This window comes from Streptomyces sp. NPDC030165, assembly GCF_055573595.1.
Genome location: NZ_JBVIBD010000003.1, coordinates 361,607 through 383,849 on the forward strand (window position 1 = coordinate 361,607; position 22,243 = coordinate 383,849).

Below are 22,243 nucleotides of genomic sequence, written 5' to 3' on the forward strand. Positions count from 1 at the left end.
GTCTGCGCGGGCTCGGAGCCTGTGTCTGATCCGACCGGGGCTCAGACCCAGGCTCTCACTCCGGCGGCGCTCCGGCGCCCGGCGCGGCCGCCCGTTTCAGTGTTTCAGCAGCGTGCCGCCGCCCCGTCCACCAGGGTGGACAACAGGCCGCCGAGCACGTCCCGCTGTTCGGCGGTCAGCGGCGCCAGGATGTCCTGTGCCGCGGCCCGGCGCGCGCTGCGCAACGCGCGCAGCGTCGAACGGCCGGTGTCGGTCAGCTCGATCCGTATGACACGGCGGTTGGCGGGGTCGGGCACCCGGCGGACCGCGTCCTTCGCCTCCAGTGCGTCGACCAGTGTGGTCACGGCCCGCGGTACGACTTCCAGGCGGGCGGCCAGGTCGGCCATACGGGGCGGTGTCCCGTCGCGGTAGTGGTCCAGGATGCGCAGCAGCCGGGTCTGCGCGGGGGTCAGTGCGATGTCGAGGGTGTCCAGGTGCCGCTTCTGTGCGCGGTGCATCCGGCGGGTGAGCCGTACCAGCTGCTCCGCCAGGTCGGGGTCGGTGGTGGCCGGGTCGGGGGAGGACATGGCCGGAGGATAGCAGGACCACGCTCATTGTGAGTATAGGTAACGATTGGTTATGCTCGGCGGGATCCGATCCCCGTACCCCTCCGAAGGAGCCCATGCGCCCCGACGAACCCGAGTGGACCCCGCCGCCCCGGGACCCGGCCCAGCCGGCCCAGGTGCGGCGCATCCTCGCCCTCTTCCGCCCCTACCGCGGCCGGCTGGCCACGGTGGGCCTGCTGGTGGCCGCCTCCTCGCTGGTCTCGGTCGCCTCCCCGTTCCTGCTCCGCGCCGTCCTGGACGTGGCGATCCCCCAGGGCCGTACCGGCCTGCTGACCCTGCTCGCCGCCGGCATGATCGTCACCGCCGTGCTGACCAGCGTCTTCGGCGTCCTGCAGACCCTGATATCGACCACCGTCGGCCAGCGCGTCATGCACGACCTGCGCACCGCCGTCTACGCCAAGCTCCAGCGGATGCCACTGGCGTTCTTCACCCGCACCCGCACCGGCGAGGTGCAGTCCCGCATCGCCAACGACATCGGCGGCATGCAGGCCACCGTCACCTCCACCGCGACCTCCCTGGTCTCCAACCTCACCTCGGTGGTCGCCACCGTCGTCGCCATGCTCGCCCTCGACTGGCGGCTGACCCTGGTCTCCCTGCTGCTGCTCCCGCTCTTCGTCTGGATCAGCCGCCGGGTCGGCAACGAACGCAAGCGGATCACCACAGCGCGGCAGAAGCAGATGGCAGCGATGTCCGCGATGGTCACCGAGTCGCTGTCGGTCAGCGGCATCCTGCTCGGCCGCACGATGGGCCGCGCCGACTCCCTCACGGCGAACTTCGCCACCGAGTCCGAGCGGCTGGTCGGCCTGGAGGTCCGCGCCAGCATGGCCGGACGCTGGCGGATGGCCACCATCGGCATCGTCATGGCCGCCATGCCCGCCGTCATCTACTGGTCGGCCGGACTCGTCCTCCAGCTCGGCGGCCCGGCCTTCTCCATCGGCACCCTCGTCGCCTTCGTCACCCTCCAGCAGGGCCTGCTGCGTCCCACCGTCTCGCTGCTGTCCACCGGCGTGCAGATGCAGACCTCCGTCGCGCTCTTCCAGCGGATCTTCGAATACCTCGACCTGCCGGTGACCATCACCGAACCGGAGCACCCGGTACGCCTGGCCGAGCCGCGCGGCGAGGTCCGCTTCGAGCATGTGACGTTCGCGTACGAGGACCCGGAGCGCGAGCCCGGCGACGCGCCCGCCCGGGAGACCCTGCGCGACATCGACCTGACCGTCCCGGCCGGCAGCAGCCTGGCCGTCGTCGGGCCGACCGGCAGCGGTAAGAGCACCCTGAGCTACCTGGTGCCGCGGCTGTACGACGTGACGGCGGGCCGGGTCACCCTGGACGGCACCGACGTCCGTGACCTGGACTTCGACAGCCTGGCCCGCGCCGTCGGCGTGGTCTCCCAGGAGACGTACCTCTTCCACGCCTCCGTCGCCGACAACCTCCGCTTCGCCAAGCCGGACGCCACCGACGAGGAGATCGAACGCGCCGCCCGAGCGGCCCAGATCCACGACCACATCGCGGGCCTCCCGGACGGTTACGACACCCTCGTGGGCGAACGCGGCCACCGTTTCTCCGGCGGCGAGAAGCAGCGCCTGGCCATCGCCCGGACGATCCTGCGCGACCCGCCCGTCCTCGTCCTCGACGAGGCCACCAGCGCGCTGGACACCCGTACCGAACACGCGGTGCAGCAGGCCATCGACGCGCTCTCCAAGGGCCGTACGACGATCACCATCGCGCACCGCCTGTCCACCATCCGCGATGCCGACCAGATCGTCGTGCTCGACGGGGGGCGGATCGCCGAACGCGGCACGCACGGCGAACTCCTCGCAGCCGGTGGCCGTTACGCGTCCCTGGTCAAGCGTGACGCACACCTCGCCCCCGACGGTGATCAGCCCCTGTCCGCCGATCTGACCCACGGGTAAGGTCGGCCCGACCGCACCGGACCGACCTTGGGAGCGCCCCGTGGCAGCCGCCGACCGCACCGCAGACCGTTCCGCCCTGACGATGGCCCGGATGCTCGGCGGCATGGGGGCGCTCCACTTCCTCGCCCCCGAGCCGTTCGACGCGATCGTGCCCCGCGCGCTGCCGGGCTCCCCGCGCGCCTGGACGTACGTCAGCGGCGCCGCGGAACTCGCCGTGGCCGCCGCGGTCGCCCTGCCGCGCACCCGCCGGGCCGGTGCGCTGGCCGCCGCCGGCCTGTTCGCCGCCGTCTTCCCCGCCAACATCAAGATGGCCCGCGACTGGCGCCACCGCTCCGCGCCCCTGAAGGCCATCGCCTACGGCCGCCTGCCGCTCCAACTGCCCATGGTGGCCTGGGCCCTGCACACGGCACGCGCCGCCGGACAGCGGAACGACCGCCCCTGAAAAGCACGGGCACCGCGCATCCCCGCCCCCTTAGAGTGAGCCGTATGCCTGCCCACGAAGACCTGCCGCCCTTCGAGTTCGCCTTCCCCGGCCCCCTGCGGGACCGGCTCGTCGCCGCCGTCCTCTGCGGCGCCAAGACCACCACGACGGGTCTGCTGGCGGACTACGAGCACGAGGGCGACCCGCTGCCGCGCGCCGGTGACCGCTACCAGGTCCCCGACTCCGACGGCCGCCCCGTCGCCGTCATCGAGGTGACGGAGGTACGGGTGCTGCGGCTGGCCGACGTGGACCTGCGGCACGCCGTGGACGAGGGCGAGGGCAACGAGACCGTCGCCGACTGGCGGGCCGACCACGAGACTTTCTGGCACGGCCCGGAGATGTGCGAGGCCCTCGGAGACCCGGAATTCCGCGTCGACGACGACACGCGGGTCGTGGCCGAACGCTTCCGGGTCGTCGAGCGCCTGTAGGCGGGGCGGGCCGCCGCGGCGCTCAGAGGGACGCCAGATCGACCGCCGCCGCCATCGCCCGGTATCCGGCGTCGCCCGGGTGCTTGCGGTCGCCGCTGTCGTACGCGGGCAACAGCGTCTCGGGGTCCGACGGGTCGGCCAGCGCCGCCGCGAAGTCGGCGACCGCGTCGAACGCGCCGGACGTGCGGATCCAGGCGTTGATCTCCTGGCGCTTGGCCTCGGCCTTCGGCGTGTGGTACTCGGAGCCCCGGAACGGAGTGATCGTTGCGCCGACGATCCGCACTCCGGCCGCGTGCGCCTGCGCGATCAGGCCGCGGTAGCCCTCGATGAGCTGCGCGACGGACAGCTTCGGGTTCGGCCGGTACGTCGGGAACTCCGCCTCGTCCGCCTCGCTGAACCCGATGTCGTTCAGGCCGGCCAGCACGATCACCGTCCGTACGCCGGGCTTGTCCAGAACGTCCCGCCGGAAGCGCCCGGCGGCCCGTTCGCCGTACCAGGGGGCGTCATTGAGCAGCAGGTTTCCGCCGATGCCGGAGTTGAGCACCGGACGGGCCAGGCCCGCGGCGGCCAGTCGTTCGGCGAGCGCGTCCGGGTAGCGGCGGTCCGCGTCGGTGGTCGAGGCGAAGCCGTCGGTGATCGAGTCGCCGAACGCCGCCACGGTGTCCTGCCGGGCCGGGCCGCCCGCCAGCTCGACGTCGGCGAGGAAGTACCAGGACACCGACGTCTCGGTGAAGACCGCCGGATCGGCGGCGGCCACCTGGTCGCCCGCGGCGCGGTAGGCGGTGGTGAACGCCTGGGCGTGGAAGGTCGCGGGGCCGGTCGGCCGTGCGAAGTACAGGCTCACCGTCAGCCGGTCGAAGGGCGCCACGGACAGCTCGGCCGCGTCGCTCCAGACCTCGCCGCCCGCCGGGATCCGGACGGACTCGGCGCCCGCGAAGGTCAGCCGGCGTGTCGTCCCCTCCTGGACGGCGGCGCCCTGCTCCGTACGGGCGAGGGTGGAGCCGCCGACCTCCAGGGGAGCGCTGCCGAAGCGGTTGGAGAGGCGGACGCGGGCCGCCGTGCCGGAGCCGGTGACCCGGACGATCTGACGTACCGTCTGGTCCGCGAAACCCTCCTCGGCCCAGTTCTTGTCGAAGCCGGTGCTGGGGCGCTGTACGGCGGTGCTCCAGCCGGCGTTCCACACGGTGGTGTCGTTCATGGTGATCACTCGCTCTGCTGTCGTCGTCGTTGCGGTGATCATGAGTCTGCCGAGGGGGCGGAGGGGCACCCAGTCCTCTGGGATGCGTACGCATCCGGTGCCTACCAACGGGAGGGTCAGCTTGAGGTCGCCTCAGCCCGTCCGGCGGTCGACGTTGGCGCAATCTTGATCGTGAGGGGTCACAAGCGTGCCGAGTGGAGTTTCAGCCGGTCGGAGTCGGCAAGGCGAACGGCACACACCCCACCGGACATGCCCCTGACACCCCTGGACCCGTGAAACCCCCGGCACCCCCTACGAACACACGGAGGCGACGTGCTCCACAGCGCACCCGGTCCGGCCCGCCGCAGCGCCCTGGCCGCCACCGCCGCGGCCGGCCTCGGCCTCCTCACCGCCTGCGCCGGAGCGGCGGACAGCGGCACGACGCCGCCCCGAGCGGCACCGCCCCGCACCTCCGGCACCCCCGGCGGCCGGTCGGACAGCCCCTCACCCCAGCCGCCCAGGAAGCGGCCCCAGCTGCCGCGCGGCGGCCGCGAACTGTTCCCCCGCCACCAGCTCGCGGGCTACTGCGGCCTGCCCGGAGCCGCCGCACTCGGCCGCCTCGGCACCGGAGACCTGGACCAGCGCGCCCGCGAGATCGAGAAGCTCGCGCAGACCTACGCCACCGACCGCGAACCGCTGCCCGTACTGGAACTGCTGGCGGTGGTCGCCAACTCCGGCGCGGGCCCCGACGGGACCTACCGCTCCCGCACCTCCGCCGACACCGTCCGCCGCTTCCACGAGGCGGCACGCAAGCACCGCGCGCTGCTGCTCCTGAACATCCAGCCGGGCCGCGCCTCGGCCCTCGGCGAGGTCAAGGCGCTGCGCGAGTGGCTGGTGCACCCGGACGTGGGCGTCGCCCTGGACCCCGAATGGGAGATGGGCCCGGGCGAGAAACCGGGCGACACCTACGGGAGCACCGACGGCAGCGAACTCACCGAGATCGCCCGCTACCTCTCCGGCCTGGTCCGGGAGCACGACCTGCCCGAGAAGGCGTTCGTCTTCCACCAGGTGGCGACCTCGGTGGTCGAGGACCAGGACGCGTTCCGGCCGCAGCCCGGCGTCGCCGCGATCAAGTGCGCCGACGGGATCGGCTCGCCGGGGCTCAAGCGCGGCACCTGGAACCAGCTGATCAGAAACCTGCCCAAGGGCATGCACACCGGCTTCAAGCTCTTCTACGACGAGGACACCGATGGCAGCCGCCTGATGACCCACCAGGAGGTCCTGGCGCTGCGGCCGCGGCCGGAGTACGTCATGTACGAGTGACGGCGCGCCGGCCCTGGTGCCCCCGCTCCGCGACCGACGCCCGGAGCGGGGACACCGGTCTCACGCCGGCCGCAGCCGGTACGCGTAGCGGTAGGCCCGGTCGGCGCGCAGCAGGTACTTCTCCAGCGGCGGCGCGCCCCACGAGTCGTTCCCGCCGACGCCCGTCTGCCGGTGGTTGACGCCGAGGACCGTCTCGGGGCGCCGCTTCAGCTCGTACGGATGCTCGTGCCGCTCGCTCTCCAGGTCGGACGGCGCGTGGTGCAGGGCGCTCAGTTCCAGCAGCGGCGCGCCGTCGCCGGGTTCCGCGCGTACGGTCAGCCCCGTACCGTCGCGGCCGGTGAGCGAGGCGCTGCGTACGTCGGTCACATTGCCGGTCTGCTGCGGCCGGACGTAGTTGCCCAACTGGGCATCGACACTGCTGCGATAGCGGCCGACGAACGCCGCCGTGCGCCGGTCCCAGTAGTTCTCGTGCGGCCCGCGCCCGTACCAGCTGAACGTCTCCAGCCCGGCCGGTACGGTCAGCAGCGCGCCCACCATGGGCAGGTCGGGCAGCCCGGCGCCCGGTGTCAGAGTGTGCCGTACCCGCACTTCACCGTCGCCGCGCACGGTGAAGACGGTGTCCCACCGGGAGGCGGCGGGTGTGGTGGGCAGGGTGGCCGAGACCTCGATGGTCACCTCGGAGGCGGACGGCTGCGCGGCCTTCACCCGCGTCACGGTGCGTTCGGCGCCCGCCCCGCGCCAGGTGCGCAGCGAGTTCTGCGCGCCCCGGCCGATGTCGTTGTCCGTGGGCCCGCGCCAGAAGTTGGGCACCGGTCCGGCGGTCAGCAGTGCCCGGCCTCGGTGACGGTAGGCGGACAGGGTGCCGCTCGCCTTGTCGAGGACGAGTTCGAGGTCGCGCCCGCCGACGGTGACGGCGCGGTCGGACTCGGTGAGGCGCAGGGGCGGCAGTCCGGCGGGGGAGGGCTCGGCGGGCGCGGGGGCGTGCCAGGGCAGCGCGAGCTGTTCGGCGGCGACGCTGTGGCCGGCGTCGGCCCAGGAGGTGGCGTGCCGCAGTACGAAGGAGAGGTTCAGCCAGTACTCGGCGCCGGGCGCGGGCCGTTCGGGCCGCCGGAAGGGAATCCGTACGGTCGTGTCCTGGCCCGGCGCGGCCTGCGGTGCGGGGAGGCTGCCGTGCTGGACGCGTTCGCCGTCCCGGGTGACCTCCCAGCGCAGCTCGTAGGCGTCCAGGCCGAGGAAGAGCTGCCGGTTGGTGATCCGTACCGTGCCCGCTGCGAGGTCGGCGGCGGTCGTCCGGACGGCCTGGTAGACCTTCTTGACCTCGTGGACGGCCGGGTGCGGTTCGCGGTCGGCGGCGACGATGCCGTTGCAGCTGAAATTCCAGTCGGTGGGGTAACCGGGGTGCCAGTCGCCGCCGTAGGACAGGTACGTGCGCTTCGGGTCGCCGGGGACGGGCAGGCGGATGGCCTGGTCGACGAAGTCCCAGATGAAGCCGCCGTGCAGATTGGGGTAGCGCTCGAAGACGTCCCAGTACTCCTGGAGATTGCCCGTGCTGTTGCCCATGGAGTGCGCGTATTCGCACAGGATGAAGGGCTTGGGGTGGCCCGACTTGCCGTACCGCTCCACCTCGTCCGGCTTGCTGTACATCCGGCTCTCGATGTCGGCGACCGCGTTCATGCCCTCGTAGTGCAGCGGCCGGGACGGGTCGCGGCGGCGCGTCCAGCCCGCCATCGCCACGAAGTTGAGCCCCTGGCCCGCCTCGTTGCCCAGGGACCACACCACGACGGACGGGTGGTTCTTGTCCCGCTCGACCATCGAGCGCATCCGGTCCAGACAGGCGTCGGTCCACTGCGGCAGGCTGCCCGGCAGCCAGTCGCGCACCCCGTGCGACTCCAGGTTGGCCTCACCGATGACGTACAGGCCGTACGTGTCGCACAGCTCCAGCCAGCGCTGGTCCGCGGGGTAGTGCGAGGTGCGGACGGCGTTGATGTTGTGCTGCTTCATGATGCGGATGTCCTGGAGCATCCGCTCCTCGGGCACGGCCTGCCCGTGATCGGGGTCGGTCTCGTGCCGGTTGACACCGCGGAAGACGACGGGCTGCCCGTTGACGGTGAGCTTGCCGGGCCCGTACGCGACGGAGCGGAAGCCGACGCGGGTGCTCTGCACGTCGACGGTGCGGCCCGCCGGGTCGGTGAGGGTCAGGACGAGCGTGTAGAGGTGCGGGGTCTCGGCGGACCACAGGTCCGGGGCCCGGACGGTGGCCTTCGGGGCGACCGTGGCGTCCCGCCCGCCGGTGAAGCGGACCGTGGCGGCGAGCGGCGCCGGCAGCACCGGCCGTCCCTGCCCGTCGTACAGCTCCGCTCTCAGCCGGTGCTCGCCTGCCGCTGCCGCGCCCCGGTTGCGTACGGTCGCGGAGACGGTCAGTTCCGCGTCGCGGTGGGCGGCGTCCAGATCGGTGCGTACGTGCAGGTCCTGGAGGTGCACCGGGGCGATGGAGTACAGGTACACGTCACGGAAGATCCCGGACAGGTCGATCATGTCCTGGTCCTCCAGCCAGCTGCCGTCGGACCACCGGTAGACCTCGACGGCCAGCACGTTCGTGCCGGGGCGCAGCCGCTCGGTGATGTCGAACTCGGCCGGCGTGTAGCTGTCCTCGCTGTAGCCGACCCGCTCGCCGTTGACCCACACGAAGAACGCCGACTTCACGCCCTGGAAGGAGAGCAGGGTGCGACGGCCGTCCCAGCCGCCGGGCACGGTGAAGGTGCGCCGGTAGGAGCCGACGGGGTTGAAGCCGTGCGGGACGTGCGGTGGCCGCGGGTCCTCGTAACCGGTCCACGGGTACTTGACGTTGAGGTAGATCGGCTCCGGGTAGCCCTCGATCTCCCAGTTGGAGGGCACGGTGATGCGGTCCCAGCCGCTGTCGTCGTACTGGGGCGCGAAGAAGTCGCGGGGGCGCTCGTCGGGGTTCTTCGACCAGTGGAAGCGCCAGCTGCCGTTGAGCGAGCGGTGGTACGGGGAGGTGGTGAACTTCCCTTCCAGCGCCGCCCGGGCATCCGCGTACGGGATGAGGCGGGCGCGGGCCGGTTCGCGGTCGACCTGGAAGACCTGCGGTGCGGCGTCCCACTCGGTGCCGGCGGTGGGCGCGGCGGTGGCGGCGAAGGACCGTTTCTGTGCGGCGAACGCCGCCCACCCGGCCAGCGCGGCACCGGTGGTGAGGAACGACCGGCGGTTGATGCGGCGTACGTTCATGCGACAGCTCCGAACGTAAGGCAACAGGAAGCGCCAGGGTCGAACAGTTGCCATGCCCAGGACAAGACGTCCGCACGCCACTTCCCGCAGCCACGTTCCGCCCGCCGCGTCCCGCACCCGTTGCCGGACCTCGGCGGCCCCCTTCCCTGCCCCTCATTCCGACAGCAGCACCACCTCCAGCTTCCGAGGCCCGTGCACCCCTTCGACCCGGTCCAGCTCGATGTCGCTGGTCGCCGACGGACCCGAGATCCACGTCAGCGGCCGGGCCGGGTCCAGCCGTTCGAGTGCCTGCGGCACCGAGTCGACGACCTGGTCCGGGACGCGGACCACACAGATGTGATGGTCGGGAATGAGCGAGATCCGGCGGCGCCCCTGGTCGGGCGAGCCGTCCAGCACGATGGTGCCGGTCTCGGCGACCGCCACCGCGCAGCCGGTGACGACACTGTCCACCGCGTCCAGTTGCCGTGCGGTGCTCGCCGCCCGGTCGTGGACGCGGGTCGGATCGGCGGCGGCCGTCCACCACGGGTCCAGCCCCGGCGGTACGAGTACGGATCGCGCGCCGTGCTCGTCGAGCAAGCGCGCGATCAGCATCGCCAGGTCGTCCGCGACGCAAAGATGCACCACCGCCCGGTACTCCGCGAGATTCTCCGCCAGCAGCGCCACCCGCTCCTCCGCCGTGCGGTCGCCGTGGACGCGCAGGTAGTCGCGCGGGACCGGCGGATCCTCGTACCCCTCGCCGCGCGGTACGTCCGCCAGCGCCCGGCGCACCCGCGCCAGCACCACATCCCGGCTGCTCACTTCGCCCGCTCCTCTCCACGCGTACGCCGCCACCAGTCCCGGAAGGACTCGGCCGGCACCGGCGGCAGGTCCCGGGTGTCCGTCCAGGCGCGCCCCGGCCCCGGCAGCCGCCGCGGATGCAGCCGCCGGGTACGGGCCGCCAGCCGCTGCCCCGTACGCAGCACCCCCGGGTGGTCGAACGCGAACCCCGCCGCGCGCATCGCGGCCCGCTCCGCGGCATGGCCCTTGGCCGGCTTGACGACGGTCTTCACACCACGCCGCGTAACCCGGCCGCCCTGCACCACCCGCTCCCGCAGATGCACCAGCACCTCCGGGATGTCGATGGCCACCGGGCACACCTCGTAGCAGGCGCCGCACAGCGACGACGCGTACGGCAGCGACGCGTCCAGCTCGCTCGCCGTACCGCGCAGCTGCGGGGTGAGGATCGCGCCGATCGGCCCCGGGTACGCCGAGCCGTACGCGTGCCCGCCGGCCCGCTCGTACACCGGGCACACGTTCAGGCAGGCCGAGCAGCGGATGCAGCGCAGCGCCTGGCGGCCGACCGTGTCGGCGAGGGTGTCGGTGCGCCCGTTGTCGAGCAGCACGAGGTGGAAGACGCGCGGGCCGTCGCCGTCGGTCGTCCCGGTCCACATCGAGGTGTACGGGTTCATCCGCTCGGCCGTCGAGGAGCGCGGCAGCAACTGGAGGAAGATCTCCAGGTCCTGCCAGGTCGGCACCACCTTCTCGATGCCGACGACGGAGATCAGCGTCTCCGGCAGGGTCAGGCACATCCGGCCGTTGCCCTCTGACTCCACGACCACCAGCGTGCCGGTCTGCGCCACCATGAAATTGGCGCCGGAGACGCCGACCTTCGCGTTCAGGAACTTCTCGCGCAGGTGCAGCCGCGCCGCCTCCGCCAGCTCGGCCGGCGCGTCCGAGAGGCCGTCCGGCGCCGGACGGCCCCAGCGGCCCATCTGCTCGCGGAAGATGTCCCGGATCTCGCCCCGGTTGCGGTGGATCGCGGGCACCAGGATGTGCGACGGCAGGTCGTCGCCGAGCTGCACGATCAGCTCCGCCAGATCCGTCTCGTACGCGCTGATGCCCGCCTCGGCCAGCGCCCGGTTCAGCCCGGTCTCCTGCGTCGCCATCGACTTGACCTTGACGACCTCACGCTCGCCGGTCTCCCGCACCAGCCGGGCGACGATGGCGTTGGCCTCGGCGGCGTCCGCCGCCCAGTGCACCTGCCCGCCGGCCGCCGTCACCGACTCCTCCAGCTGCTCCAGGTAGTGGTCGAGGTGGCGCAGGGTACGGTCCTTGACGGCGGCGCCCGCGGCCCGCAGCCGCGCCCAGTCGTCCAGCTCCGCCACCGCCTTGGCCCGCTTGTCGCGGATGGTGTGGGTGGCGTGGCGCAGATTGCCGCGCAGCCGGGCGTCCTGTGTGGAGGACGCGGCGGCCGCGGGGAACGCGGGCATGCCGAGATACGTACCGCTCACCGCGGGCTCCCTTCCGTCGCGGAGGCGCGGACCGGTTCCCGCGCGCCGGCCTCCGTGGCGGCGAGGATCTCCGCGATGTGCACGGGCCGGGCCGCCGCGCCCTGCCGCCGGAGTGTGCCGCCGATGTGCATCAGGCAGGAGTTGTCGACCGTGCAGACCGCCTCCGCGCCCGTCTCCCGGACCGCCTGCGCCTTGTCGGCGCCCATCGCGGCCGACACCGCCGGATTCTTCACCGCGAAGGTGCCGCCGAAGCCGCAGCACTCCTCGGCGCCCGGCAGCTCCCGCAGCTCCAGCCCCCGTACGTGCTCCAGCAGCCGGCGCGGCCGGTCGCCCAGGCCCAGCATCCGCAGGCCGTGGCAGGTGGGGTGGTAGGTGACGGTGTGCGGGTAGTACGCGCCCACGTCCGTCACGTCCAGCACGTCGACCAGGAACTCGGTCAGCTCGTACGTCTTCGGTACCGCGCTCGCCGCGGCCCGCGCCAGCTCCCGGTCGCCGCGCCCCTCGTCCACGGCCCGCGCCGCGATCCGCGGAAAGTTGTCCCGCACCATCGCCGCGCACGACCCGGAGGGGGTGACCACGTAGTCGTAATCGGCGAAGGCCCGCTCGAAGCGGCGCACCAGCGGCTCCGTCAGATGCCGGTAACCGGTGTTGAACTGCGGCTGGCCGCAGCAACTCTGCTGCTCCGGGAATCCCACCTCCACCCCGAGGCGTTCCAGCAGCGTGATCACTGCCCGGCCGGTGTCCGGGTAGAGCGTGTCGTTGATGCAGGTGACGAACAGTGCTACACGCACGTTGCCATCTCCTTTCGGCCGCCGAGACCGCTGGCGGCGGGCCGTCTCACCGGTACATGATCACCTGTCGGCTCATCCTGCCCCAGCGGCGGGCGAAGGAGAAGGACCCCGAGCGGAGGACCATGACACGTGCGGAGCAGGCCGAGGACGTGACGGAGGAGGAGGCGGCGCCGGACGGCGCGCCGCGGGAGGTGTCGCAGGTGCGGCAGCTGGCCGCGGCGTCGGTCGGCAACGCCGTGGAGTGGTACGACTGGTACGCGTACTCCTTCCTGGCCGTCTACATCGCCGACCGGGTCTTCCCCAAGGGCACCGGCAACTCGCTGGTGCCGCTGCTGTCCACCTTCGCGGTGTTCGCGGTGGGCTTCTTCATGCGCCCGGTCGGCGGACTGCTGATGGGCGCGGTCGCCGACCGCCGGGGCCGCCGGGCCGCGCTGACCCTGACGATCCTGCTGATGGGCGGCGGCAGCCTGCTCGTCGCCGTCACCCCCACCTACGCGGACACCGGCGTGTTCGCGCCGATCGTGCTGGTCGTCGCCCGGCTGGTGCAGGGGCTCTCCGTGGGCGGCGAGTTCGCCGCCTCCACGACCTTCCTCGTCGAGTCGGCCGGGCCCGGCCGACGCGGTCTGTTCTCCAGCTTCCAGTACGTCTCCACCACCGCCGGCCAGCTGCTGGCGTCCGGCACCGCCGCCCTGCTGGCGGGCGTGCTGACCGACGGCCAGATGGGGGAGTGGGGCTGGCGCCTGGTCTTCCTGATCGGCGCGGTGTTCAGCCTGCTCGGTCTGTGGATCCGCAGCGGGGCGCGCGAGACGCGCAGCGCTGAGCAGCGGGCCGCCGCCCGCCCGGGCCTCTTCGAGGCGCTGCGCCGCTACCCGCGCCAGTCCCTGCTGATCTGCGGCATCACCGCGGGCGGCACCCTCGCGTACTACACCTGGACCACCTATCTGCCCACCTACGCGCAGGTCAACGTGGGCTTCGACAAGGGCGAGGCGCTCACCGTCGGCACCCTGTCGCTGCTGTTCTTCGCCCTGCTCCAGCCGCTCGGCGGCCTGCTCTCGGACCGCATCGGCCGCAAGCCGCTGCTGCTCGGCTTCGCGCTGGGCTTCGCGGTGCTCGGCGTACCGTTGCTGCACCTGGTGACCGACGCGTTCTGGTCGCTGCTGCTGGTGCAGTGCGCGGGCATGGTGCTGCTGACCGGGTATACCGCGGTGGCCGCCGCCGTGAACGCCGAGGTCTTCCCGGCCCGCGTACGCGCCGCCGGAATCGGCTTCCCGTACTCGCTGACCGTGGCCCTCTTCGGAGGCACCGCGCCGTACGTGGGCACCTGGTTCAAGCAGGCCGGCCACGCGGACCTGTTCCCCTGGTACGTGTCCGTGCTCTGCCTGGTCTCCTTCGTCGTCTACCTGACCCTGCCGGAGACCGCCAAGCAGAAGCTGGACACCTGAGAGCCGGTGTCCGGACCGCGCCGTGCGCACGGGCCGTCCGCGGTCCGTGCGCACACCGCGAACGGCCCGCACGCCGCGTCACGACGGGAGCGTCACTTGCGGGCGACGATCGCCGCGTTGGCGCCGGGCGCCTCGAACGGCACCTTGCGGACCTCCGTGAACCCGGCGTCGATCAGCCAGGAGCCGTACTCCGCCGCCGTGTAGTTACGGCCGCCCTCGGTCTCGATGAGCATGTTCAGGCTCATCAGGGCGGCCGGGGCGGGCCCGGTCAGATCGTCGTCGACCATCAGCTCGCTGATCACCAGCGTGCCGCCGGGCGGCAGCGCGGCGCAGCACTTGTCCAGCAGCATGCGGTTGGTGTCCTCGTCCCAGTCGTGCAGGATCATCGACAGCACGATGACGTCGTGTCCGCCGGGCAGGTCGGGCTCGGCGAGGAAGTCGCCGGGGTGGGCGCCGATCCGGTCGTCGAGCCCGGCGTCGGCGATGTTGCGTTCCGCGACCGGGCACACCTTCGGCAAGTCGTACACCGTCGCCTTCAGCCCCGGGTGCCGCCGGCACAGCTCGATGGCGTACGCGCCGGAGCCGCCGCCCACGTCCAGCAGCCGGGTCCCGGTGGACAGGTCCACCACCTCGCCGAGCCGCCGCGCGGTCCACGACGACAGCGCGTGCATCGCCTCCCAGAAGACGGACAGCAGCCCCGGGTCCTCGGTGTCGAACAGGTGGGGCTGCTTGTCCGGGTCCCAGGTGGTGGGCCGGTTGGTGCGCACGGCCTCGCCGAGCCGGCCCCAGCCGGGATACAGCCGCTGGTCCAGCATCCGCAGCCAGCCGCTGAAGTCGTACGGACGGCCCGGCACCAGGTAGGCGTCGGTCAGCGGCGAGTTGACGAAGCGGCCGTCCCCGCGGCGCTCCAGCAGGTCCAGTGCCGCGCAGCCGGTCAGCAGCATCCCCGCCGGCCGTATACCGATCTCCAGCTCCTCGGCGCACTCCTCGACCGTGCCGCCGCCCAGCCGGTCGAGCACCCCGAACAGGCCCAGCTCGTCGGCGGTGGCCAGTGTCTTGAACGCCCAGAACCCGGTGGCTAACTGCATCAGCGGCAGCGGGGACGCGGTCGGCGCGACGGGGTGCGGGGATGCCATGAGATGCCTCCAGCAATCGATACGGGGGTGGTTCGGGGATCGCGCGGAAGTTTACGGACGCGAACATACGTCCGCGCCCGTGATCACTACCACCGCCGGGAGGCTGTCACACACGGAAAATGGGCACCGGAGCCGGTGCCCGGGACGAAGCGGAAGGGCGCCGTCCCGCCCTGGCGCGGGCGGGACGGCGCTGTCCTGGTCCGGACACCGGCTCTCAGGGGGAATGGCCGTGCCCGGCACCCGACTCGACAGAGCCGCCCAGACGGTCCCGCAGCGGCAGCAGTGCGCTCCGGGAAGGGCCGGTGACCGACCAGCGGGTGCCGACGAGGTAGGTGCCGCCGTACGCCTGGGCTTCGGTGAGCCAGGCGCGCTTCTTGGCGTCGCTGCTGAAGGTGAGGATGCGGAAGACGCCGGCGCCGGTGGTGCAGCCGCCTTCCCGCAGTTCCTGGGCGTCGATGATGACGTCGGCGTGGCAGCCCAGGGCGGCGGCGATCCGCGCCATGGATGCCGGCGGGCCGGGGGTGCCCGCCGGGCCGGTTGTTCCGGTCGTGGCGGGGGAGGGGGCGGTGTGCGTGGCGTGCCGGGCGGGCGGTGCGGCCGGGGCTGGGCCGCCGTTCGTGAACCCGGCGGTCACGACGATCGCACAGGACAGACCGCCTGCCGCGAGGAGGGGAAGCGCCGGGCCCGACGGGAACCTCATGGCTGAATTCCCTTCTCTCAACGGCAGTCGCGGCCGGAATTGATGCAGTCCACGGCCGTACGCATCAGACGCTGCGGCATCACATTGATGAAGTCACCGTGATCCGTCACCGGGTTGTGCAGCTGGTCGGGGAAACTGTCCACCGCGTAGAGCGTGTCCGGTGGAATGGTGTAGGTCAGCCGCTGCACCAGCCGGGGAATGGCCCGGAACCCGTTACGGCACTGCCCGTTCCCGTCCGGGAAGACCACGTGCGTACGGTGGTTGGCGCTGTCGATGTTGCGCCCGTCCCAGCAGCTGGGAAACACCAGCGACCGTACGACATCGCTGCCCTGGGGGCAGACCGGGTACTTGTTCCTGAGCTGCCGGTCCTCGAAGCCGGTGCAGCTCCACGAGGCCTTCGCCTGGGCCGGCCCGTTCGTCAGCGCTTTCGCGTCGCCGGTGAGGTTGCGCAGGAACGGCGGCATGGCGGTCACCTTTTGTGCCCCGCTTCTCTCAAAGGTCAGGGACACCTCGGAGGGGCGCAGGATCGTGCCCACATTGCCGTCCTGTCCGCCACCGGGCGCGTCGGCGTCCCGTTCCCGCCCGTTGTCCCGCAGGCGCAGCACCGGCCAGTAATACGTGGACCGGTCCCCGTTGCCGCAGGTCGTACCGGCTTCGGCCAGTTTCCGGTCGGAGGAGGACGCGTCCGTGTCCAGGTTTCCGACGTAATCGTGCATATGGTGGGCGCCGTTGCGCACACCAGGCGCCACGATCAGATTGTCCGGGTTATTGTGCCCGTTCTCGTTGCGCCCGCATTCCGGCCGGAAGGAGCCGCCCTGCCCGCCCCGGTCTCCCCCGTCCCGGGCGTTCGGCCGTACGGTGGTGATGTCGACGAAGTCGTTACGGAATGGGCCGTTGTCCGCGCTGTTTCCGTCCCGCGAACCCCGGGGACCGTTCTGTACGTTCTGTGCGGCGGCGCTTTTCTCCGTCGTCCGGCACGCGCTCAGCCGGTCGAGCGCGTCAGGCCGCCCGCCGGCCTGGCGCAGGGCCTCCGTGATGCGCCCGATGGTGGCCCTGCGGTCCCGCTCCAGCGCGCTCAGCACCCGGCCCTGGTCGCCGGGACCGGCCGACCACCGCTGGAACGCCTGGGCGACCTGGGCCTCCAGCCGGCCGAGTTCCCGGTTGACTTCGGGGGCCGCTTCCGGCGGGAGGCTGCGCAGTCGCTGCCCCACGTCCGGACAGCTGATCGTGCGGCCGGCCGCCGCGTCCGGGGGCCCGCCCGCCGCGTCGGCCGCACCACCGGTCCCGGTCCCGCCGGTGCCCGCCAGTGCCTGCGCGGCGATCACCGCCGTGCCGCCGCACGCGGCCAGTGCCGTGACGATCAGCGCTCCGCTCCGCTTCGACAGGCGCGTCCTCTTGTGCGGGCGTGCCGTCCGCGCCGGTATCCGTTGCTGCCGTTTCATGTCATCACTTCGCTTCACTTCGCGGGTGGCGGCGCCACCGTAGCTGTGCCGGACCCGCCGGACGGCTGTCCGTCGGCGAGTGCGCCGAAGTCGACCAGTCCGGTCTGTTCCAGGGCCGTGATGTGATCGAGGACGACGGTGTTGGCATGGGTGGCCAGGTCCCGGATCACGGAATTGCGGGTGTTCGCCCGCACTTGGGCGACAAGGGAGAACACCTTGCCGTGGGCGCGGCGTGCCAGATTCGCGAACAGCCGCTCGTACGTGTCACCTTCGGCCGCGTCGAGCTGGACGAGCCAGCCCCGCTGCTCGGGAGTGGGCTCTCCGGGAAGAGTGATCGCCAACGTGCGGGCCGCGTCGGCAGCGCGCTCATTGAGGTCGGTGTGCCCCTCCGTCAAATGCCGGCCAGCGTGCTGCACGGCCTGCCGCTTTCCGCGTTGCAGTGCCTGCCGGCCCGCGGGAAGTTCCCACAGTCCGGCCTGGCGTACCTTCCTGACGAATTCCCGGTCGAGCGGTGACAGGGGACCCGACGGCGTGTTCCGCATACCGAGCCCGTCGTCCTGCGCGGCGGGAACGGAACTGTCCGCGGCACTGCCACTGCTCGCGAACAACTGCACCGGCAGCAGAATGGCCACGGCGGTCAGGGAAAGTCCGGCGACGACCAGCCCGGTCCCCACCGAGAACCGCGACCGGACACCGCCGATCACCGAACGCCGCCGTCCGACGCTTCGCACAGTGCCCTCCTTCTCCGGGTGACGGGAAAGAGGACGCTAATGCGGTACCGGGCCGCCGCCGCTTTCTTGGCGCCGACCGGACAAAGAACCGCCACAGCGCGTTCCTCTTGCTAGGGTGCCGGGCTGCGCCGGCCGGGCAGGGGGTGCCGGTTCCTACCCCCTTACGCTTTCCCGGCCCGCGAAGCCTGGGACGACACACCGGAAATTGTCCGGCAAACGGGTGATTTCGTGTATGGAGCGTCACCACCGGCAGCGGAGCGTCAATACCTTCAGCAAACACAGCAACGCTGCCGGTCAGCCGCGGCCGACCGCAGCCGTACATGAAGGAGACGTCCCCATGTCCGCACCGCGCCGCCTGCTGACCACGGCCTGTGTGACCGCGCTCGCCCTCACCGTGCCACTGGGCGGCAGCCTCTCGGCGGCCGCCGCCCCGCAGGGCCCGCGCCCGGTGCCCGCGCCCCAGGGGGACCAGACCCGGGTGGGCAAGGGCAGCGGCGATTTCTGCCTGGCTCCGGGAGCCGCCCGCGCCCTCGCCAAGGCGCACGTACGGCTGAACGCCGTCCGCCCGGCCCGGCTGACCGGCACCCATGAGCGGCGGTGCGTCACCGCGCCGATCACCGGCGGTTCGTTCAACCGCGGCCTGTCCAAGGGCGAACTGCGCTTCGACGGCGGCTTCGAGTTCACCCGCGGCGGCCGCTACCTGCGGGTCAACCACCTGATGGCGGACTTCGCCACCGGACGGGTCTCCGGGGACGTACGGGGCGCCCGGCCCGCCAGGGCGCCCTTCCTGGCGTTCACCCTGGACCGTAAGAACGTCCGCGTCTCCTCCGGCAAGGTCACGGCGCGCATCAGCTTCACCCTCACCAGCCAGGGCGCCGCGAACTTCAAGAGCGCCTTCGGCGCCACCCCCGTCAAGGCGGGCGACCGCCTCTTCGAGGGCACCGGCACGGCGGACGTCCGCTCGCCGCACCCGACCAATACCCTCCGCCCGGCCCGGACGACGCTCGACGTCCAGCAGTGACGCACCGAGTGCGCTGAAAGCCGGCCGGGGCGGGTCCCGCGCCCGCAGAGCACGCGTACGGCCCGCCCCGGCCCGGCGTCCACCGGCGTCAGTGGACGATGGACACGATCCGGCAGGCCGCCTCGGCCAGTCGCCGGTCGCCGTCGATACGGGCGCGGGCCGTCGCGGCGTCCGGCCGGATGCCGCGGGTGCACAGACGCCAGGCGGTGTCCGCGTCCAGGCGTACGAGCGCGGCGACGTGCCCGGTGCCGGGCACGGCCAGGGACCAGCGCGTCCCGGTGGCGGTGGCCGTCCAGGCGCCGCCGGCCGGACCGTCGATCCGTACCTGGACCTGCGTGCCGACCGGCGCCTCGACCGTGCGCAGCGTGTGCGGCAGGGCCCGCAGGAAGGTGTCCAGGACCACGGACAGCACCCTCGGGTCGGGATCGGTGTCCCGGCCGGTGGCGTGCCGGATCTGCTGGCGGTGGGTCCAGAACTCGGTGAGGTCACGGGCGCTGTCCAGCCACATCGGCGCCGGATCGGCACCGGCCCAGGAGACGCCCAGTGCCGGCGAGCCGGGGTCGGCCGTCTCGAAGAACCGGACGACCTGCCCGCCGACCAGCTCCAGGGTGTCGGTGAGCGCGGCCGGGCTGATCCGGCGGCAGGCCTCCACCCATACCTGGTTGCTCCGGTGGATGAACGCCTCCAGGGTCTCGCCCGGCGCGAAACCGGGCCCCTCCCGGTGGCCGTCGCGGTCGCGGGCGAGGCGTCCGTAGAAATCGCCCAGGACGTGGGCGGCCATATCGCGCACGGTCCAGCCCGGCACCGCCTGCGCACGCCAGTCGGCGGGCGCCAGGCCACGCAGTGTGGCGACCAACGCGGCCTGTTCGGGGGCGAAGAACGGGCGGGCGTCGATCGGGGGACCGAGCCAGGACCGGTCGAGCGGGTCATCGAGTCGGGAGGTCATTTCGCGAGCCTGCCGGTCGGACGCCCGGTCGGCCACCGGATATCCGGTTCCGGCCGGTCGCGGTGGCGCTCACCGTCCGGGGGCCGTGGTGCTGTCGGTGATCAGGAGGCGTCCGGCGACGCTTCGCACGCGTCTGCCGGTGAACCGCACGCGTCCGGCGACGAACCGGACGCGTCCGCCGACGGCCCGGCGCAGCTACCGGCATGGGTCGCACGCGTGCGGCAGAATTCCGGTATGCATGTCGTGATCTTGTGTGGTGGAGAGAGTTCGGAGCGGGATGTCTCGCTGGCGTCGGGCTGGGCGGCCGCCCGGGCCCTGCTGGAGCGCGAGCACGAGGTGGTGCTGGTCGACCCGGCCGCCGCGGTGCCGGTCCTGGCCGGGCCGCTGCGGCCCGGTGACACGGTCGACGGTGCCGCGGTCGGCAAGGAGCCGCCGTCCCGCTCGGACCGTGACCGGCTGCGTTCGCACATGCACGCCGCCCTGACCGGCGGCCCGGTCCTGGAGCTGCTGCGCGGCGCCGACCTGGTGTTCCTGGCGCTGCACGGCGGTTGGGGCGAGGACGGGCACGTCCAGGCACTGCTGGAGATGGCCGGTGTGCCGTTCACCGGGGCGGACAGCGCGGCCTGCGCGGCGGCGTGGCACAAGGGGCGGACGCAGGCGGTGCTGGGCGCGGCAGGTCTGCGGGTGGCCGATCGGGCCCTGTGGCGGCCCACAGTGTCCGAGGTGCCGCAGGACGTGCGACGGCTGGTGGCGTCCGGCCCGGTGGTGGCCAAGCCGGTCGCGGACGGTTCGAGCGTGGCCGTCCACCGCGTCGACTCGCTGTCGCAGCTGGAGCAGATCGCCGCGGAACTGCGTTCCGATGATGTGGAGCTGCTGGTCGAACCGTTCCTGCCGGGGCGGGAGTTCACCGTGGCCGTGGTCGGCGACCAGGTGCTCCCTGTGGTCGAGATCGAGCTGACGACGCCGGTGTTCGACTACGCGGCCAAGTACCAGCCGGGGGCTGCCAGCGAGGTGTGCCCGGCGCGCATCCCGGACGCCCTGGCGTCCCGGTTGCAGGAGTCGGCCCTGCGCGCGCACCGCGCCCTGGGTTTCGGCGGCGACGCGTACTCCCGTACCGACTTCCGCTGTGACGCCACCGGCGAGCCGATGTGTCTCGAAGTGAACGCCCTCCCGGGCCTGACGGCGACGAGCCTGGTGCCGCTCGCGGCGACCGGGGCCGGCTGGACCTACCCCGACCTGATCCAGCGCATCGTGGACCTCGCGATGCGCTGAGCCCGTACGGCATCCACGGCCCGGCGCGTGAACGCGCCGGGCCCGCTCATGAAGAGCGGAGAGCGGGAACGCGGCCCGGGCGAGTGAGCGCGACGCCGATCGCACCCGTACACCTTCTCGCGCACCTGAGGCGTGACCGGTCATCCCGGTCGGTGCTGCCCCGCCACCACCGAACGCCCGCCCCCTCGCGGCTACTTCTCCTGATGTCGGCTGCGCCATCTCATCCCATGACCCGACATCAGCCGAAGAGATCGATAAACCTATGACAATGGCATTTGTCGGGGTAGTGTGGCACGCGCGTCACACATTTTGCCCCCCGGTTGAACGCATTGCGGCCACCGCCCGTACCTCTTCGTGCGTACGTGACTTGGTCACCCTCCACCCACCCGGAAGGACAGGCATGACTGCTGAACCCGGCTTACCTGCCCGGTCCCCGATATCGGCGGTCACCGCCCGCCCCCGGCGCACCGCCGTCCAGCCGCTCGGTCCGGAAGCGGTCGCGTGGCGGATCGGTGGTGACCGCCGTCTGCTTCTGCTCTCCGGCTTCCTGCTGCTCCTCCAGGGAGCGCACCCCGGCATCGGAGCCGCGACCCAGGAGCACCCCAATCCCGTGGGCGCCGGGCCGTGGCAGCGGCTCGACCAGCGGATGACCTCCGTGTTCACGCTGATCTTCGGCGGCCCCGCGGCCTTCGCCGAAGCCGGCCGGCTGCGCGAGAGCCACAAGGGCATCAAAGGCGTCGACGGCCACGGCAAGCGCTACCACGCGCTCAACCCGGAGGCCTACTGGTGGGTGCACGCCACCCTCTACCGCGCCCTCGTGCTCTCCCAGCAGTGGTTCGGGCGCCCGCTGAACCCCGCCGACCAGCGGCGGCTGTACGCGGAGTGGCGCCGCCTCGGGCTGATCCTGGGCCTGCGTGAGCATCACATGCCGCCGACGCCGGACGGCTTCGACACGTACTTCGCCACCATGGTCGACGAACGGCTCGGCGACAACCGTACGATGCGCGACCTGCTGAGCATTCTCGACGTGTCCGCCCTGCCGCCGCCGAGCTGGTGGCGGCTGCCCCGGCGGGACTGGCAGCGCCTCTGCCGGACCGCCGAACCGATGGTGTACGCGCTGGTCGTCGGATTCCTGCCCGACGTGCTGCGCGACCGCCTCGGCCTGCGCTGGACACGGGACGACGAACGGCGGCTGCGCCGGTTCGCCGCTGTCGTCCGCACGACGGCGCCGCTGGTGCCGGAGCGCTGGCGGCTGCACCCGGTCGCGTACCGGTTCAAGCACTCGAAGCGTCCGTAACGCTTCCGAGCGGCATCTGGAG

19 protein-coding genes are annotated in these 22,243 nt (G+C 72.3%); 8 read left to right on the forward strand and 11 right to left on the reverse strand.

The genetic code is table 11. The annotated features are described in order from the left end of the window. Positions 1–104: 104 nt before the first annotated feature. The gene (locus ACZ4Z1_RS07985; protein WP_468485715.1) at positions 105–566 is read right to left on the reverse strand and encodes a MarR family winged helix-turn-helix transcriptional regulator; all 462 of its coding nucleotides are present in this window, start codon (positions 564–566) and stop codon (positions 105–107) included. Between the two features lie 95 nt (positions 567–661). Here ACZ4Z1_RS07985 and ACZ4Z1_RS07990 point away from each other — a divergent pair, with 95 nt between their 5' ends. The 3 genes from ACZ4Z1_RS07990 (at position 662) to ACZ4Z1_RS08000 (ending at position 3,427) form a co-directional block, all read left to right on the forward strand. Continuing rightward, positions 662–2,518, forward strand: coding sequence for an ABC transporter ATP-binding protein (locus tag ACZ4Z1_RS07990; protein WP_468485716.1), 1,857 nt, complete (start codon positions 662–664; stop codon positions 2,516–2,518). 82 nt (positions 2,519–2,600) lie between these two features. After that, positions 2,601–2,960, forward strand: coding sequence for a DoxX family protein (locus ACZ4Z1_RS07995; protein WP_468485884.1), 360 nt, complete (start codon positions 2,601–2,603; stop codon positions 2,958–2,960). Between the two features lie 44 nt (positions 2,961–3,004). Further along, on the forward strand, positions 3,005–3,427 hold the full coding sequence (locus ACZ4Z1_RS08000) for an ASCH domain-containing protein (RefSeq protein WP_468485717.1): 423 nt from the start codon (positions 3,005–3,007) through the stop codon (positions 3,425–3,427). A gap of 22 nt (positions 3,428–3,449) precedes the next feature. Here ACZ4Z1_RS08000 and ACZ4Z1_RS08005 read toward each other — a convergent pair whose 3' ends face one another. Then, entirely contained in the window at positions 3,450–4,625 is a 1,176-nt protein-coding gene (locus tag ACZ4Z1_RS08005) for an SGNH/GDSL hydrolase family protein (protein ID WP_468485718.1), read from the reverse strand. A gap of 312 nt (positions 4,626–4,937) precedes the next feature. Here ACZ4Z1_RS08005 and ACZ4Z1_RS08010 point away from each other — a divergent pair, with 312 nt between their 5' ends. Next, positions 4,938–5,927, forward strand: a complete 990-nt coding sequence (locus tag ACZ4Z1_RS08010; RefSeq protein WP_468485719.1) for a hypothetical protein — start codon at positions 4,938–4,940, stop codon at positions 5,925–5,927. A gap of 60 nt (positions 5,928–5,987) precedes the next feature. On the opposite strand, the gene lacZ is transcribed toward ACZ4Z1_RS08010, so the two are convergent. The 4 genes from lacZ to ACZ4Z1_RS08030 form a co-directional block, all read right to left on the reverse strand. Beyond that, a complete protein-coding gene (gene lacZ, locus ACZ4Z1_RS08015; protein ID WP_468485720.1) occupies positions 5,988–9,173 on the reverse strand; it encodes a beta-galactosidase, LacZ type in 3,186 nt (1,061 codons plus the stop codon). A 153-nt stretch (positions 9,174–9,326) separates the two neighbouring features. After that, a complete protein-coding gene (locus ACZ4Z1_RS08020) occupies positions 9,327–9,971 on the reverse strand; it encodes a LutC/YkgG family protein (protein ID WP_468485721.1) in 645 nt (214 codons plus the stop codon). Beyond that, positions 9,968–11,443 (reverse strand): lactate utilization protein B, encoded by a 1,476-nt coding sequence (locus ACZ4Z1_RS08025; protein ID WP_468485722.1) that lies wholly within the window; start codon positions 11,441–11,443, stop codon positions 9,968–9,970. Before ACZ4Z1_RS08025 ends, ACZ4Z1_RS08020 begins: the two co-directional genes overlap by 4 nt. Continuing rightward, the gene (locus ACZ4Z1_RS08030) at positions 11,440–12,234 is read right to left on the reverse strand and encodes a (Fe-S)-binding protein (protein ID WP_468485723.1); all 795 of its coding nucleotides are present in this window, start codon (positions 12,232–12,234) and stop codon (positions 11,440–11,442) included. The genes ACZ4Z1_RS08025 and ACZ4Z1_RS08030 overlap by 4 nt, the downstream gene beginning before the upstream one ends. Positions 12,235–12,356: 122 nt before the next feature. On the opposite strand from ACZ4Z1_RS08030, the gene ACZ4Z1_RS08035 reads away from it, so the two are divergent. Continuing rightward, the gene (locus ACZ4Z1_RS08035; RefSeq protein WP_468485724.1) at positions 12,357–13,676 is read left to right on the forward strand and encodes an MFS transporter; all 1,320 of its coding nucleotides are present in this window, start codon (positions 12,357–12,359) and stop codon (positions 13,674–13,676) included. Between the two features lie 92 nt (positions 13,677–13,768). Here the strand turns inward: ACZ4Z1_RS08035 and ACZ4Z1_RS08040 are convergent, their stop codons facing one another. The 4 genes from ACZ4Z1_RS08040 to ACZ4Z1_RS08055 form a co-directional block, all read right to left on the reverse strand. Then, positions 13,769–14,812, reverse strand: coding sequence for a methyltransferase (locus ACZ4Z1_RS08040; protein WP_468485725.1), 1,044 nt, complete (start codon positions 14,810–14,812; stop codon positions 13,769–13,771). A gap of 214 nt (positions 14,813–15,026) precedes the next feature. Then, positions 15,027–15,512: a hypothetical protein gene (locus tag ACZ4Z1_RS08045; RefSeq protein ID WP_468485726.1), complete on the reverse strand. Its 486-nt coding sequence runs from the start codon at positions 15,510–15,512 to the stop codon at positions 15,027–15,029. 17 nt (positions 15,513–15,529) lie between these two features. Further along, complete coding sequence (locus ACZ4Z1_RS08050) at positions 15,530–16,954, reverse strand: DUF1996 domain-containing protein (RefSeq protein WP_468485727.1); 1,425 nt, start codon at positions 16,952–16,954, stop codon at positions 15,530–15,532. Positions 16,955–16,968: 14 nt separating this feature from the next. Next, positions 16,969–17,685: a DUF4142 domain-containing protein gene (locus tag ACZ4Z1_RS08055; protein WP_468485728.1), complete on the reverse strand. Its 717-nt coding sequence runs from the start codon at positions 17,683–17,685 to the stop codon at positions 16,969–16,971. Positions 17,686–18,022: 337 nt separating this feature from the next. Here ACZ4Z1_RS08055 and ACZ4Z1_RS08060 point away from each other — a divergent pair, with 337 nt between their 5' ends. Continuing rightward, complete coding sequence (locus ACZ4Z1_RS08060; RefSeq protein ID WP_468485729.1) at positions 18,023–18,706, forward strand: hypothetical protein; 684 nt, start codon at positions 18,023–18,025, stop codon at positions 18,704–18,706. 88 nt (positions 18,707–18,794) lie between these two features. On the opposite strand, the gene ACZ4Z1_RS08065 is transcribed toward ACZ4Z1_RS08060, so the two are convergent. Then, positions 18,795–19,652, reverse strand: coding sequence for a maleylpyruvate isomerase family mycothiol-dependent enzyme (locus tag ACZ4Z1_RS08065; RefSeq protein ID WP_468485730.1), 858 nt, complete (start codon positions 19,650–19,652; stop codon positions 18,795–18,797). Between the two features lie 234 nt (positions 19,653–19,886). On the opposite strand from ACZ4Z1_RS08065, the gene ACZ4Z1_RS08070 reads away from it, so the two are divergent. Both ACZ4Z1_RS08070 and ACZ4Z1_RS08075 read left to right on the forward strand, forming a co-directional pair. After that, entirely contained in the window at positions 19,887–20,924 is a 1,038-nt protein-coding gene (locus ACZ4Z1_RS08070) for a D-alanine--D-alanine ligase family protein (RefSeq protein WP_468485731.1), read from the forward strand. Between the two features lie 400 nt (positions 20,925–21,324). Beyond that, on the forward strand, positions 21,325–22,221 hold the full coding sequence (locus tag ACZ4Z1_RS08075) for an oxygenase MpaB family protein (protein WP_468485732.1): 897 nt from the start codon (positions 21,325–21,327) through the stop codon (positions 22,219–22,221). Positions 22,222–22,243 lie beyond the last annotated feature (22 nt).